General features: G+C 58.9%; 15 protein-coding genes. 6 read left to right on the forward strand and 9 right to left on the reverse strand.

Features of this window, described 5'->3' with window-relative positions:
* Positions 1–58: 58 nt before the first annotated feature.
* Positions 59–1,618: a cryptochrome/photolyase family protein gene (locus HPQ64_RS10535; RefSeq protein WP_172888288.1), complete on the forward strand. Its 1,560-nt coding sequence runs from the start codon at positions 59–61 to the stop codon at positions 1,616–1,618.
* Positions 1,619–1,752: 134 nt separating this feature from the next.
* Positions 1,753–2,148: a c-type cytochrome gene (locus HPQ64_RS10540; protein ID WP_172888289.1), complete on the forward strand. Its 396-nt coding sequence runs from the start codon at positions 1,753–1,755 to the stop codon at positions 2,146–2,148.
* On the opposite strand, the gene HPQ64_RS10545 is transcribed toward HPQ64_RS10540, so the two are convergent.
* From HPQ64_RS10545 to HPQ64_RS10560, 4 genes are all read right to left on the reverse strand, one after another.
* A complete protein-coding gene (locus HPQ64_RS10545; RefSeq protein WP_172888290.1) occupies positions 2,140–3,255 on the reverse strand; it encodes a DegT/DnrJ/EryC1/StrS family aminotransferase in 1,116 nt (371 codons plus the stop codon). The two genes, HPQ64_RS10540 and HPQ64_RS10545, sit on opposite strands and share 9 nt — an antisense overlap.
* Before the next feature lie 33 nt (positions 3,256–3,288).
* Entirely contained in the window at positions 3,289–4,284 is a 996-nt protein-coding gene (locus tag HPQ64_RS10550) for a Gfo/Idh/MocA family protein (RefSeq protein WP_172888291.1), read from the reverse strand.
* A gap of 88 nt (positions 4,285–4,372) precedes the next feature.
* On the reverse strand, positions 4,373–5,149 hold the full coding sequence (locus tag HPQ64_RS10555; protein ID WP_172888292.1) for a tRNA1(Val) (adenine(37)-N6)-methyltransferase: 777 nt from the start codon (positions 5,147–5,149) through the stop codon (positions 4,373–4,375).
* Positions 5,146–5,385: a putative signal transducing protein gene (locus HPQ64_RS10560; protein WP_172888293.1), complete on the reverse strand. Its 240-nt coding sequence runs from the start codon at positions 5,383–5,385 to the stop codon at positions 5,146–5,148. The genes HPQ64_RS10555 and HPQ64_RS10560 overlap by 4 nt, the downstream gene beginning before the upstream one ends.
* A 271-nt stretch (positions 5,386–5,656) precedes the next feature.
* On the opposite strand from HPQ64_RS10560, the gene HPQ64_RS10565 reads away from it, so the two are divergent.
* The gene (locus tag HPQ64_RS10565) at positions 5,657–6,673 is read left to right on the forward strand and encodes a polyprenyl synthetase family protein (RefSeq protein WP_172888294.1); all 1,017 of its coding nucleotides are present in this window, start codon (positions 5,657–5,659) and stop codon (positions 6,671–6,673) included.
* Positions 6,674–6,725: 52 nt separating this feature from the next.
* Here the strand turns inward: HPQ64_RS10565 and hisI are convergent, their stop codons facing one another.
* Both hisI and folE read right to left on the reverse strand, forming a co-directional pair.
* Complete coding sequence (gene hisI / locus HPQ64_RS10570) at positions 6,726–7,181, reverse strand: phosphoribosyl-AMP cyclohydrolase (RefSeq protein WP_172888295.1); 456 nt, start codon at positions 7,179–7,181, stop codon at positions 6,726–6,728.
* Between the two features lie 26 nt (positions 7,182–7,207).
* A complete protein-coding gene (folE, locus tag HPQ64_RS10575; protein WP_172888296.1) occupies positions 7,208–7,843 on the reverse strand; it encodes a GTP cyclohydrolase I FolE in 636 nt (211 codons plus the stop codon).
* Positions 7,844–8,079: 236 nt separating this feature from the next.
* Between folE and HPQ64_RS10580 the strand changes: the two genes are divergently transcribed.
* The gene (locus HPQ64_RS10580; protein WP_172888297.1) at positions 8,080–8,535 is read left to right on the forward strand and encodes an iron-sulfur cluster assembly scaffold protein; all 456 of its coding nucleotides are present in this window, start codon (positions 8,080–8,082) and stop codon (positions 8,533–8,535) included.
* 70 nt (positions 8,536–8,605) lie between these two features.
* Here HPQ64_RS10580 and HPQ64_RS10585 read toward each other — a convergent pair whose 3' ends face one another.
* Both HPQ64_RS10585 and HPQ64_RS10590 read right to left on the reverse strand, forming a co-directional pair.
* Positions 8,606–10,222: a BCCT family transporter gene (locus tag HPQ64_RS10585; RefSeq protein ID WP_172888298.1), complete on the reverse strand. Its 1,617-nt coding sequence runs from the start codon at positions 10,220–10,222 to the stop codon at positions 8,606–8,608.
* Between the two features lie 53 nt (positions 10,223–10,275).
* Positions 10,276–10,689 (reverse strand): universal stress protein, encoded by a 414-nt coding sequence (locus HPQ64_RS10590; protein ID WP_172888299.1) that lies wholly within the window; start codon positions 10,687–10,689, stop codon positions 10,276–10,278.
* A 319-nt stretch (positions 10,690–11,008) separates the two neighbouring features.
* Here HPQ64_RS10590 and yidD point away from each other — a divergent pair, with 319 nt between their 5' ends.
* Complete coding sequence (yidD, locus tag HPQ64_RS10595) at positions 11,009–11,344, forward strand: membrane protein insertion efficiency factor YidD (RefSeq protein WP_172888300.1); 336 nt, start codon at positions 11,009–11,011, stop codon at positions 11,342–11,344.
* Positions 11,345–11,482: 138 nt separating this feature from the next.
* Positions 11,483–12,244 carry a Stf0 family sulfotransferase gene (locus HPQ64_RS10600; protein ID WP_172888301.1) on the forward strand — a complete coding sequence of 254 codons (762 nt, stop codon included), beginning with the start codon at positions 11,483–11,485 and terminating at the stop codon, positions 12,242–12,244.
* 71 nt (positions 12,245–12,315) lie between these two features.
* Here the strand turns inward: HPQ64_RS10600 and HPQ64_RS10605 are convergent, their stop codons facing one another.
* Positions 12,316–13,512: a lytic murein transglycosylase gene (locus HPQ64_RS10605; protein ID WP_172888302.1), complete on the reverse strand. Its 1,197-nt coding sequence runs from the start codon at positions 13,510–13,512 to the stop codon at positions 12,316–12,318.
* Positions 13,513–13,524 lie beyond the last annotated feature (12 nt).

Here is a 13,524-nt window from a genome sequence, read left to right on the forward strand (position 1 = left end):
CGAAGCGTGCCCGGCAAAAGTAAATCGTTGAACCGAAGGCATCACAGCTTCGTAACGAATGCAAATATTTATATCCCGCGTCTTCAGGACAAACACCTTGACTGCTTTGCGCTTCGTTCCCGGTGATCAGCTTTCGCGCTGCATATCCTCACTCGACGATCTTGAATCAGGCGACGTCGTCCTCATGTGCGAGGTGATGGAAGAGGCGACCTATGTACGCCACCACAAAAAGAAGATCGCCTTCATTCTCTCCGCCATGCGCCATTTCGCCGAAGGCCTGAAAGAAGACGGGGTCAATGTCGACTACATACGGCTGGATGACCCTGAAAACACCGGCAGCTTCGCCGGCGAACTGAAGCGGGCCGTGGCGCGCCACGGCCCGGATCGCGTTATCGTTACGCATCCGGGAGAGTGGCGTGTGTTTGAGGACATGAAGAAATGGGAGGCCGATTTGGGCATCCCAGTCGAAATCCGTGTCGACAGCCGGTTTTTTGCAACTCCTAAGGACTTCAGGCAATTCGCCAAAGGGCGAAAGGAGCTGCGCATGGAGTGGTTCTACCGGGACATGCGCCGCAAGACCGGGCTTTTGATGGATGGCGACAAGCCGGCGGGCGGCGCCTGGAATTTCGACAAGGAAAACCGCAAGAGCCTGCCAGAAAACGTAAAACTTCCCGACCCACCGGTTTTTGAGTCGGACGAGACAACGAGGGAAGTGATCCGGCTAGTCGATTCACGGTTCGACGGCCATATGGGCGAGGCTCAGGGTATGAATTTTCCGGTCACGCGCGATGAGGCGTTGACCGCGCTCGACCATTTTATCGAAACCTGCTTGCCGTCCTTCGGCGATTACCAGGACGCTATGAAGGAGGGCGCACCGTTCCTTTTTCACTCGCTTTTGTCGGCTCCCCTTAACGCAGGCCTGCTTTGCCCTGAAGAAATCTGTCGCAAGGCCGAGGATGCCTGGCGCGGGGGGCGCGCTCCGATAAATGCCGTGGAGGGCTTCATTCGACAGATCCTTGGTTGGCGCGAATACGTGCGCGGGATTTACTGGCTGAAGATGCCGGATTATCGGAAGGGCAATTTCTTCGGGGCGAAGCGCGATCTGCCGTGGTTTTACTGGTCGGGCGAAACGGATATGGCCTGCATGGCCGCCGCGATTTGCGAAACGTGGGAGAATGCCTACGCCCACCATATCCAGCGCCTCATGGTGACGGGCAACTTCGCGCTATTGGCAGGGATCGACCCGGCGCAGGTGGAAGAATGGTATCTCGCCGTCTATGCCGACGCCTACGAATGGGTGGAACTGCCGAACACGCACGGCATGGCGCTTTTCGCGGACGGGGGGCTGATGGCGTCCAAACCCTATGCGGCGTCGGGCAATTATATCGATCGCATGTCCGACTATTGCGCGGATTGCCGATATTCGGCGAAATCGAAGGATCCGGAAAGCCTGTGTCCGTTCAACGCGCTCTACTGGGACTTCATGGCCAGAAATCGGGATAAGCTGGAAGGCAATCCGCGCCTTGGCATGGTCTACCGGACATTCGACAGGATGGATGAGGCGCGGGTGGACATGTTGCGCAAGCGGGCGCGCGAATTTCTCGATGCTCTTGAATAAAGCAAGTCGCTGTGGCGCATGATTTGTGCCTTCTCAAGCAGGCCGGTAGTGCGATCACGGATGCGCCATGCGCGGGTTTGAATTACGCTTGCGCCACTTGTTCCTGCTCGCACGGGGCCGGTCTGGAGGGGAATATGCGCTGGATTGCCGGAAGCCTGGTGGTGTTGCAGTTTTGGCTCGGCGCCCTGCCTGCCAACGCCGAAGCCAAGCAGAAATCCAATGGAGAAACGCCGGGCGAGCTTGTCGCCAATATTGTCACGGTTCCGGGGAAAAGCGATCTCCAGCTCGGTCGGCAACTGGCGGAGGACAGCTGCGGAAGATGCCATGCTGTGGGAGAGGGCGGCGAAAGCCCGCTGACGGGAGCCCCGGCGTTCCGTGACCTTTCGAAACGCTACCCGGTGGAAACACTCGAAGAAGCCCTCGCCGAGGGCATCATTACCGGGCATCCGGACATGCCGGAATTCATTCTCCAGCCTGACGAGATCGACGCCTTTATCGGCTATCTGAAAACGATCCAGACGCTAAACTGATTTTCCGACCGTATCCGCGACGCGATCCACTTCCTCTTTTTTCAGGAAGGCATGCATCGGCAGGGCGAGAATATCGCCGCACACCTGCCGTGAAACCTCAAGCTCTCCGGCAAATTTCCGGAAGGGCGAATAGGCCTGGTAATCGCAGATCGGGCGGGGGTAAAAAATGGCGCTTGCGATGCCTGCTTCGGAAAGACGGCTGCGGATCGCGTCGCGCTTCGAGCTGCGAATCGCATATACGGCCCACGCGCTCTGCCTGTCAGGCACTTCCTGCGGACAGATCACGGTGCTGGCAAGCAACTGGCGATACCAGCCCGCGATTTCCCTGCGCCGCTTCAGCTCTTCGTCGAACTGTTCCAGCCTTGCAAGAAGAACCGCCGCCTGCAGGCTGTCGAGCCGGCTGTTCAGCCCTGGCCTCTCGATCGTCCGGCGATCACGGTCGAAGCCGTGCTGGCGCAATTCCCGGAAAAGCACGTCATCGCCTTCGACAGTGGAAAGGAGCGCGCCGCCGTCGCCGAAACATCCGAGGGGTTTTGTCGGATAGAAGCTGAGGGCGGTGATCGGTGCCAGGGTTCCGACCTTGCGCGGGCCCAAAGATGCACCGAAAGCCTGAGCCGCATCGCCAATCAGAACGAGCCCCGAATCTTCGGCAATTGGCGCAAGCTCGTCGTATCGCGCGGGCAGGCCAAAGAGATCGACCGCAATGACCGCCGAAGGCCTCAGGCTTCCTTCCGCCTTCACCGAATGGAGCTTTTGAGCGAGATCTTGCGTATCCATCGTGAAATCATCTGCCCGGATATCGACGAAAATCGGCGTGGCGCCGACCGATACGACAGCTTCGGCGGTGGCGACGAAGGTGAAGGCGGGAACGAATACCGCGTCTCCCGGTCCGATACGGCGCGACAGCATCGCGATCCTCAAGGCGTCCGTCCCGCTGGCGACGCCCGTGGCGTTCGTCGCGCCGGCATATCGCGCGATCCGGTCTTCCAGATCATCGACGGCCGGGCCCAATATGAAACGTCCGTCCTCGATGGCTGCCCTCAATTGCCGGTCGAGCCTTTCGCCGAGGTTTTTAACGACCGCGTGGACGTCGAACATCGGGATCATTAGGGGCCGTTCTAATCCTTTGTCTCTCTGGAATCAGACCACAAGGCCACTTCTGCGAAGCCTGTCATGATGTGCTTTGAGCGTGTCGGTGACCATTATGGCGGCAATGAGCGCATCCCGGCCCTCTTCGCCACTGACCAAAGGTCTTTCACGAGTTCTGACGCAATGAATGAAATTATCGAGCTCGAGTTGAAGAGGGTCGGACCTGGGAGCCTGGAAGTCCTCCGTATCGATCCCCGGCGAACCCGCGCCTGCGGATTTGCGGATCACGCGTATTGAGTTGGCGTCGAAGTCGGCCGACAGAAAATGATCTTGCTGGAAAATACGCATGCGCCGCTCGCGCTTCATGCTGATCCTGCTGGCCGTTAAATTCGCTACGCAACCGTTTGCGAAGGTGAGACGCGCACTGGCGATATCGTCGTTCTCGGAAAAGATCGGTGCGCCGATCGCCGAAACTTCTTCCAGCGGTGCCGCTACAAGCCCGATGACGAGATCGAGATCGTGGATCATGACGTCAAGGACAACGCTCACGTCCGTTCCCCGCAGGCCGAAAGGCGCGATGCGCACCGTTTCTATATAGAGCGGCCGGTCCGCATATTGACGGATCCGTTTGAAAAGCGTGCCAAACCTCTCGATATGGCCAACCTGAAGGATGGCTCCCGTTTTCCGCGCTTTTTGCACCAGGTCTTCAGCCTCGACCGCGGTCGTTGCCATTGGCTTTTCAATGAAGACGTCCGAGCCGGTCTCCAGGAATGCCGCTGCAATATCATGATGTGCGGAAGTCGTTGCCGTGATCACGGCGGCTTGCGAGTGGCCGATCAGATCGCGGTAATCATGCGTGAAGGGAACCGACAACCCATGTGCGAGCTCTCCGCCGCGGTCGCGATCGATGTCGGCGATGCCGATCAGATCGACCTCCGGCATCTGCGCAAGCTTCATGGCGTGGATCCTGCCGAAGCGGCCGACGCCCACGATCGCCAGTCTGACTGAACCGGCGCTCAGCCCCGTTTGATCACGCAAGTCGCTCATCCGCTTTCCGTTTTCGCATCATCATAACATCGTGATGGGGCGATTGAGAATTCGGCTCGCGCGGTCGAATCGCGGTTTGCGAGAAGGGTCACCTCGCTGGAAACGTCAGCCCCATACCGTCACGCATGACAGCGCGCGATTCATCGGTGAAATCCGAACCCTCGCCCTTATGAAGGACGAAGCCAGCAAGCAGACGTAAAGGCGCGCGGGATGCGCGCACGGCGCGAAGGATAACCCGCGTGGCGGCCGCCTCGGTGCGTGGATGCAAGGGAATTACGTCAATCGCGCCGAAACGGCCTTCCAGCACGTTCAGAAGTTCGCCCAGCCCATCGGCGCGGAAAATCACCGTCAGGCTTCCGCCTTCGCGCAGGATATCGGTCGCCGTTTTCGCCCATGGCTCCAGCCCTTGCTCCCCAAGCACATGGGCGGATGCGCGCGCATCGGCTGGCGAAGCGCGAAACCGGCCGCCCGGATAATAGGGCGGGTTCATGATCACATGGTCGGCGAAGCCGGGTGTCAGGCCTTTGGCGTGCCTTTGCGTGCCGCGCGCCTCGATATCTGCTTCCAGGATCGAGATTCGATCAGCGAAATGCGCATTTTCCGAGAAATTCAGCGCATTTTCCGCCAGCGCGAGGACATGGGTGTCGCTGTCGACCAGGGTAACGCGGACGCCCGCAAGTCTGGCGGCCACGCAGAAACCGGCCGTGCCGACACCCGATCCAAGGTCGACGACATGGCCTGTCGTACCCTCCGGCACGGCGGCTGCGAGATATACGGCATCGAGGCCCGCACGGTGGCGGCCTCTGGCCGGCTGCTCGACCATCACCTGTCCGCCGAGAAATGCGTCGCGGGTGGTGTCGTTCATGATTTGCGTTGCGAGGAAGGCTCGATCTCCGCGCTGAGGCCGGCGTCGCGCAGGACGCGTTTGGCCTGGTTCAGCCGCTCGCCCTCGACGAGCACGCGGCGCGGCAATACGCCCAGCGATCCTTCCAAAATGCTCATGTTCGTATCAAGCACCATATGCTCGATCCGCGCTTCGTCCAGAAGCGCCTCGATGAAGGAAATAAGCACCATATCATTGGTTCTGATGAGTTCTTCCATTCCCTCGTCTCGTCCGAGAATCCCCTTTCGGTATACGATAAACGATGATGCGGCACTGTTCGATCCAACAATTGCGCCGGTTTGACTGTCTGTGAAGTCGCTCCCGTCTTGCCGCGAGGCGTTCTGGCTCCTATTGTCCGGCGAAAATCGACACTGAGGCCCGAGCAGCACAAATCCTCGCCGAGGCTCCAGTCGTACACACTCGTTAGAGCAATGCGCTGCCGGCCGGACCCGATCCGCTGGGGCGGATTGATCCAAAAGGGCCATTCACGTGGGCGTTGTTGCTTCAATCTCGGGCGAAAAAAGCAAGGATCCGAGCATCCAGCCTCTGGTCGACCTCGTCGATCGTGGCATGCAGGCCGTAAACCAGCTGATCCTATCTAAGGCAGGATCGAACGTGGAGATGATCCCCGAGGTGGCGCACCACCTGATCTCTTCGGGCGGAAAGCGGCTGCGGCCCATGCTGACCCTCGCGCTGGCCGACATGTTCGGCTACCGCGGCGACGGGCACGTCACGCTGGCGGCGAGCGTGGAATTCATGCACACCGCAACGCTTCTGCATGACGATGTGGTCGACGAAAGCGACATGCGCCGGGGCAAGCTGGCCGCGCGCAAGCTCTGGGGCAACCAGGCAAGTGTGCTGGTCGGCGACTATCTTTTGGGGCAAGCCTTCAAGATGATGGTCGACGTCGGCTCTTTGGAGGCCCTCAGGATCCTATCCGAGGCTTCCGCGGTGATCGCCGAGGGAGAAGTTATGCAACTCGGGGCCGCGCACAACATAGCGACCGACGAAAGTCGCTACATGAAGGTTGTGGAGGCAAAAACGGCGGCACTTTTCGCGGCTGCCGCCGAAGTCGGTCCGGTGATATCCGAAGCGCCGGACGGCATGCAACAGGCGGCCCGCCGCTACGGCATGGATCTGGGCCTAGCCTTCCAGCTTGTCGACGATGCGCTTGACTATGGCGGTTCGGCAGATGCGCTCGGAAAGCAGGTCGGCGACGATTTCCGGGAAGGAAAGATCACGCTCCCTGTGATTCTATCTGTACAGCGCGGATCGGACGGAGATCGCGCGTTCTGGAAACGCTGCCTCGAAACGCATGAACTCGAGGACGGGGACCTGGACCACGCGATCGAACTGATAAAGCGTACCGATGCGCTCACCGATACGATCGAGCGTGCGCGGGGCTTTGGCGCCAGCGCGCTTTCCGCCCTCCAGCCGCTGCCGGAAGGCGAAATTCGTGACGCGCTCGCGGAAGCGGTCGAATTCTGCATTTCCCGGGTTTACTGAGAGAAAAGGGCGGTTTCGGCCGGCCGCCCTTATAGATCGCATCTGGGGTGCCTCAGGGCTCGCCGTAAACGTCCTTCGGGTCGTAGACGCGCTCGCCGCCCGCATATACGAGCCCGATGGAGCCGTCGGGCCGCTTTTCCACCTTTCGGAAGAAGCAGGATCGATAGCCCACGTGGCAGGTCGCTCCATTTCCTTCGACGCGCACCCGAAGCTCGATCGCGTCTTGGTCGCAATCGGTACGGATTTCCACCACTTTTTGAATCTGGCCGGAAGTTTCGCCCTTCTTCCAGAAGCTCTGCCTGGAACGGCTCCAGTACCACGCCTCACCGGTTTCGATGGTACGCCTGAGCGCCTCGCCGTTCATGTAGCCGACCATGAGAATGGCCCCGTCGTCCGCGTCGGTTACGACGCAGACGATCAGGCCGTCTTCATCGAATTTTGGCTGAAGCCGGTCGCCGGTTTCTATTTCGGCCTTTGTGCCGCGTTCGGCGAAGATCGTGTCGTCCATCCGTGATCCTTCTTCGCCGTGGCGGTTCAGCGTCCCCCGCGCACCAGCGTCATGAAACGGACCTGCTCGGCCGGATCGTCCTGAAAGACGCCGGTGAACTGGGTCGTGACCGTTGAAACGCCCTGCTTGCGAATGCCTCGCATGCTCATGCACTGGTGCTCGGCTTCGATCATGACGGCGGTGCCGCGCGGGCTCAATTGCTCGTCAATGGCGGAGACGATCTGGGCAGTCAAGTTTTCCTGCGTCTGAAGGCGGCGTGCGAAAATATCGACCACTCGCGCGATCTTGGACAGGCCTACGACGCCATTTGAAGGGTAGTAAGCGATGTGTGCGACGCCGACGAAGGGCAGGACGTGGTGCTCACAATGGGAATTGAACGGAATATCGCGGACCAGAATAATGTCCTCGTAGCCGCCGACTTCCTCGAATGTGCGCTTCAGGTGATCCGCCGGATCCTCGAAATAGCCGCCAAAAATTTCGCTATAGGCTTTGACCACACGTTTCGGTGTATCGAGGAGTCCTTCGCGGTCGGGGTCGTCGCCCATCCAGGCCAGGAGGGTGCGCACGGCCGATTCGGCCTCTTCACGGCTGGGACGCTCGACCGGGCGACCGGACGCATCACTGTCGGTCGCCTTTCCGATCGGCTTCAAAATGGCGTCCATAAGGACCTCCTCGTTCGAACCATTCCTCAATCCTACGCTCCAGCACGTGGGTTGGACCATTCCGCTGCGCGGCTTGAATCACTTCAAATACGACGCATAAGGCATTTGCGTGATACGGACGATCTATTAGGGTCCAGACCCTAACATCCGGTGGCTTGAGTTTCGATATCACGATCCGATCTATATAAGAGAGATCGAAACACTGTGAAGTCACCCGGCTTCACGAAGAGGCGAGCATGCTCGACGATATCTACAACGCGAAGATCCTTGATTTTGCCGGCAATATACCCCGGTTGGGGCATCTGGAAAAGCCGGACGCTTCCGCTAAGGCGCATTCGAAGCTTTGCGGATCGACGGTTTCCGTCGACATCAAGGCTGAAGACGGCATCGTGACCGACTTTGCCCATGACGTGAAAGCCTGCGCGCTGGGGCAGGCTTCGTCTTCCATAATGGCGCACCATATCGTGGGAGCGAGCTTCGATGAACTCCGCAAGGTGCGCGAGACGATGCGCAGGATGCTGAAGGAAAATGGACCGCCTCCGGAAGGGCGGTTCGAGGACTGTAAATTTCTGGAGCCCGTGCGCGACTACAAGGCACGGCATGCTTCAACGTTGCTTACATTTGACGCGGTGGTGGATGCCATCGACCAGATCGAGAAAAAAACGGGATTGGAGCAGACGGCATCTGTCTGAACTTCCGCGGGAACAAAGGTAGCAAAAGGGCCGCGCGCTGCGCGGCCCTTCTTCTATCGTGGAACGTGTTTCAGCGCGGTTCGCTGCGAAGTCCCTTGATGATCGCGTAGCACGCGAGCAAAAGGATCAGCGTGAACGGCAGGCCGGTGGAGACAGCTGCCGCCTGCAATGCGCCAAGGCCGCCACCCAGAAGGAGGGCGATCGCCACAAGACCTTCAAAACAGGCCCAGAACACACGCTGAGGCACCGGTGCATCCACCTTGCCGCCCGCGGTGATCGTGTCGATCACCAGGGAGCCTGAGTCGGATGATGTCACGAAGAACACGATCACCAGAATGATGCCGATGAACGACGTGATCTGCGCCAGCGGCAGCTGGTCGAGCATGACGAAGAGCTTCAGCTCGAGAGACGCGTCGGAAACGGCGGTATAACCGTCGTTGACGATCTGGCTGATCGCTGTCCCGCCGAAAGCCGTCATCCAGAAGACGGAAACGAGCGACGGGATGATGAGCACGCAAGTGATGAATTCGCGCACCGTACGGCCGCGCGAGACGCGGGCGATGAACATGCCCACGAACGGCGACCAGGAAATCCACCACGCCCAGTAAAACGACGTCCAGCCCTGGCGAAAGTTGTCGTCCGCCCTCCCGAACGGATTCGACAGCGACGGCAGATACTCGGCATAGGCGCCGAGGTTGGCGAAGAAGCCGCGGATGATCTCGGTCGTCGGGCCGACGAGCGTGACGAACAGCAAAAGCATGGCGGCGAGCACCATGTTGATTTCCGACAGGCGCTTGACGCCCGCATCGAGGCCGGCGACGACCGAAATCAACGCAATCGCCGTGATTGCGATGATCAAGAACACCTTCGACGTGTCCGTAACCGTCCAGCCGAACAGGAACTCGAGGCCGGCGTTGGCCTGTTCCGCACCATAGCCGAGCGAGGTGGCAAGGCCGAAAAGCGTCGCGAAAACCGCCAGCGTATCGATGATATGGCCGGTCCAGCCCCACACCCTTTCACCGAAAATCGGATAGAAGATGGAGCGGATCGTCAGCGGCAGGCCCTTGTTGTAGGAGAAAAGCGCGAGCGCCAGCGCGACGACGGCATAGATCGCCCAAGGGTGCAGGCCCCAGTGGAAGATCGTGGCGGCCATGCCAAGGCGCTGGGCTTCCGCCTCATTGCCGGCGGCACCGGCAAGCGGTGCCCAGCTTTCCGGCGATCCAGCCCCTTCCGCGAGCGAGGACGAGAAATGAGAGATCGGCTCGGACACGCCGTAGAACATGAGACCGATGCCCATGCCGGCGGCGAAAAGCATCGCGAACCAGCCGGTATAGGAATATTCCGGAACCGCTTCAGTGCCCCCGAGACGGACCTTGCCGAGCGGAGTGACGATCAGCACGAGGCAGAGGATGACGAAGATGTTCGCCGCTGACAGGAAGAACCAGTCGAAGATGGATGTGATCGTGCCGCGCAGATCATTGAAGAACGGTCCGGCGGCGTCCTGGAAGGCGAGGGTAAAGAGTACGAAGGCAACGATTGTAAGCCCGGAAATCATGAAAACCGGGTTGTGAATATCGAGGCCGAATGGCCCGATGTTCGTCTGTATGTTGTCTTGGCCCACCTCGTATTCGGTTTCGATGATATTGGCTTCCCCGTCGGGGCTTAGCATGTCGGCTTGATCGGACATCGTCTTGTACTCGTTGGTTGGATCTTTGACGAAACGGTGCGGTGTGAAGGCGCTTAACGCACGACAAGGACCGATACGGGTGCGTGCGATGCGAGATAGCCTGCGTTCGATGCGAAGATATGCTCCGGTACACCTGGAACATGCGAAGCCATGACAACGAGATCGGCTCCGATTTCGTTCAATGCGGAAACAAGTGTTTCATCGAGATCGACGCTCGGGTCATGGCTCACCTTGGCAAGCGAGGAGGCATCGATCCCGCGCTTGGCGCCTTCATCCTTGGCGAAGGCATCGAGCTTCGATTTGAACTCTTCCGGAGTGTGAGCGACCGGGCCTGGCGTGGTCGCAGTTATTCCGACGTAACACACTGGAATCTTGTAATGTCTGGAAAGGTCGGCGGCGGTCGTCAGCGCCTTGTCCAGACGGTCCGCGTGTGCAAGATCCACGGGGACCATGATTTTCTTGTACATGTTTTGCCTCCGAACGGTTGAGTTCACGGCTCGGTTTCAGGACCTGATGCATCGACAGCCGATTTCGCCCGCAACACGGTAAATCCCTATTTCCCGGGTCCCGACGCAGCCGAAAACAGAGGTGCCTGAACTCGAATTCATGCGACCTGACCAAGTCGAACGATGTAGACGCCGTGCACTTTGAGTATTGAAGCGTGAGAATTGAATGATTCATTTGAATCAGACATCGATTTGCACGGAACCGACATCACGAAATGCAGTTGATTATACTGCGGCGCAACAACGGAGAGGACGCATACCACGTGGGAACGAGCAGCGAATGACACACAAGTTGCTATATGTTTGTCGCAGATTGCCATCCCTGTTGGCAAGGGGGGCTATCCAATTCTATCGACATACGTTCTCGCTGTTTTTGGGCAGAAGCTGCCGTTATGCGCCCACTTGTTCGGAATATACGGAAGGTGCTATCGCCCGTTTTGGCTTGTGGAAAGGCGGCTGGGTCGGCCTTGCACGCATCATGCGCTGCCGCCCGGGCGGGCCTAGCGGATTCGATCCCGTGCCCGAAGATCTTCCAGAAAACGCTCGCTGGTACTTGCCGTGGCGCTATGGCGACTGGCGCGGCGCGAATATCAATTCGGGTACACGCCTTGATTGAAAAAACCAAAGGGCCATACGAAGCAACTGGCCGGAAGTCGCGTTTGCAGACAACGGCGATATGGACTGTCAATTGCGGCAAAGCGCTGAATAACCGATAAAATTCCGTTGGGCGCTTTTTATGATTTGGGAAACGGCTATGCCAGGATTTGACTCATATGTGATCTGTACATCGCCCCGCAGCGGCAGCACACTGTTGTGCAATTTATTGGCGGCTACCGGCATCTCCGGAAACCCGGATTCTTACTTTCATAGCGGCTCAATCTCCGATTGGCTTGTATGTTTCAACCTGAAGCCAGAAACCTCGGCTTCGGAGCGCGATACACTTGCAGCGATATTTAAAGCGGCAATCGCAAAAGGCAGTCTCGACACAGGCATGTTCGGGCTGCGGTTGCAAAGACATAGTTTCGATTTTTTCACCCGTAAGCTTGCAGTGCTACACCCGGAAGCAGGGGGGGATTCGGAGCGTTTCGAGTACGCCTTCGGAAGAACGTTGTTCATCCATTTGACCAGACTGGACAAAATTCGACAGGCGGTATCTTACGTGAGAGCGGAACAAACGGGGCTTTGGCACGTAGCACCTGACGGTACGGAGTTGGAACGCCTTCCATCGTCGAACGCGCCCAGTTACTGCGCTGAGGATATCAAAAAATGTTTCGACAGGTTCACGACCTTCGATCTTGATTGGAAGGCTTGGTTCGACGCGCAAGGAATAGAACCACTTCGCATCACTTACGAAAAATTTTCGTCCGACCCAATCGAGGTCTTGCGTGAGATCCTCGATCATCTGGGATTGGATCGTAAAGCCGCAAATGGCGTGATACCCGGTGTCGCAAAGCTGGCTGACGAGGTAAATGAAGACTGGGCGGCGCGTTTCCGGATGGAAAACGAGATAGCTTGATCGCCTCCAACTGGATGACCGCTTTTTACGTATGTTGGCCGTAGCCGATGGATCCTGTTTTTATAAGCGGCTCAGCGCCCGCCGAGCGCGCGATAGATCTTCGTGCCCGGCCGTCCGGTCTGAGGCATGCCGAAGCGCGCCTCCGCCTGCTTGATGCCCGCCCTTGTCGCGGGGCCGACCTTGCCGTCGGGCTCGCCAATATCGTAGCCGGCGCGCAGTAACAGCTTTTGCAGTTGCAGGCGCTGGGCGCGCGAAAGGCCAGGATCGTTGGTCGGCCATGGAGTTTGGAACTCGCCGCCGCCCTTCAGCCTGTCCGAAAGATGGGAAATCGCAAGCGCATAAGATACCGCGACGTTGTAGGAATAGATCGCGTTGAAATTCCGGAAGACGAGGAAAGCCGGACCGTTGCGCCCCGCAGGGAGCAGAAGAGCGGCTTTCGTACCTCCGCCGACGCGCTTGCCGTTCAGTGCCGTAACGCCGCGTTTGCCCCAAGAGGAGAGGGATGCCGTGCGCTTGCGGCCCGACGGACCTTGGTATCCCTTCGGGACCCTGACTTCGAAGCCCCAGGCTTCCCCCTTTCGCCAGCCTGCACTGCGCAGGTAGTTGGCGGTGGAGGCGAGCGCGTCCGCTTCCGAGCGGACAAGATCGGCGTGTTTGTCACCGTCGAAATCGACGGCGAGCCGGCGGTAGGTCGAGGGCATGAATTGGGTCTGGCCGAAGGCGCCCGCCCATGAGCCGTTAAGGTCTTTCAGGGCAACGTCCCCGCGCGAGGCGATTTTCAGAGCTTCGAAAAGCTCGGAGCGGAAATATTTCGCACGCCTTCCGGCGCACGCAAGATTGGCAAGCGAATGCGGAACGAAAAAATCCCCGGTTTCCTGGCCGTAATCGCTTTCAACGCCCCAAACGGCCAGAACGACGTGCCGGTCGACGCCATAGGCGCGTTCCACCGCCTTCAGGGTGCGGCCGTGTTTGCGCAGCATCTTCCTGCCGTCGGAAATGCGCTTTTCATCGACAAGAAAAGCCATGTAATCCCAGATCGGCGTCTTGTATTCCGGCTGGCTTCTGGAAAAGCGGATCACCTTCTCGTCGTAGGCGACATTGCTGAGCGCGGCCTGCGCGATACGCGGGGCGACGCCGGCATTGATCGCCTGCGCTTTCAGGCTTTCGATGCAGGACTGAAAACCGGCGGCTTGTGGCCCTGTCGCACCAAGCATCAATATCAGGACAACCGTGGCAACAAGGCATGAAATGCGCTGGAAGGCGGGCATGGAGGGTTCTGC

The sequence above is a fragment of the Hongsoonwoonella zoysiae genome (assembly GCF_013266695.1).
Lineage (GTDB): Bacteria > Pseudomonadota > Alphaproteobacteria > Rhizobiales > Stappiaceae > Hongsoonwoonella > Hongsoonwoonella zoysiae.

Excerpts from the sequence above, each read along its gene's own strand:
- HPQ64_RS10535 (WP_172888288.1), top strand. The coding sequence starts at position 59 with ATGCAAATATTTATATCCCGCGTCTTCAGGACAAACACCTTGACTGCT.
- HPQ64_RS10540 (WP_172888289.1), top strand. The coding sequence starts at position 1,753 with ATGCGCTGGATTGCCGGAAGCCTGGTGGTGTTGCAGTTTTGGCTCGGC.
- HPQ64_RS10545 (WP_172888290.1), bottom strand. The coding sequence starts at position 3,255 with ATGATCCCGATGTTCGACGTCCACGCGGTCGTTAAAAACCTCGGCGAA.
- HPQ64_RS10550 (WP_172888291.1), bottom strand. The coding sequence starts at position 4,284 with ATGAGCGACTTGCGTGATCAAACGGGGCTGAGCGCCGGTTCAGTCAGA.
- HPQ64_RS10555 (WP_172888292.1), bottom strand. The coding sequence starts at position 5,149 with ATGAACGACACCACCCGCGACGCATTTCTCGGCGGACAGGTGATGGTC.
- HPQ64_RS10560 (WP_172888293.1), bottom strand. The coding sequence starts at position 5,385 with ATGGAAGAACTCATCAGAACCAATGATATGGTGCTTATTTCCTTCATC.
- hisI (WP_172888295.1), bottom strand. The coding sequence starts at position 7,181 with ATGGACGACACGATCTTCGCCGAACGCGGCACAAAGGCCGAAATAGAA.
- folE (WP_172888296.1), bottom strand. The coding sequence starts at position 7,843 with ATGGACGCCATTTTGAAGCCGATCGGAAAGGCGACCGACAGTGATGCG.
- HPQ64_RS10580 (WP_172888297.1), top strand. The coding sequence starts at position 8,080 with ATGCTCGACGATATCTACAACGCGAAGATCCTTGATTTTGCCGGCAAT.
- HPQ64_RS10585 (WP_172888298.1), bottom strand. The coding sequence starts at position 10,222 with ATGTCCGATCAAGCCGACATGCTAAGCCCCGACGGGGAAGCCAATATC.
- HPQ64_RS10590 (WP_172888299.1), bottom strand. The coding sequence starts at position 10,689 with ATGTACAAGAAAATCATGGTCCCCGTGGATCTTGCACACGCGGACCGT.
- yidD (WP_172888300.1), top strand. The coding sequence starts at position 11,009 with ATGACACACAAGTTGCTATATGTTTGTCGCAGATTGCCATCCCTGTTG.
- HPQ64_RS10600 (WP_172888301.1), top strand. The coding sequence starts at position 11,483 with ATGCCAGGATTTGACTCATATGTGATCTGTACATCGCCCCGCAGCGGC.
- HPQ64_RS10605 (WP_172888302.1), bottom strand. The coding sequence starts at position 13,512 with ATGCCCGCCTTCCAGCGCATTTCATGCCTTGTTGCCACGGTTGTCCTG.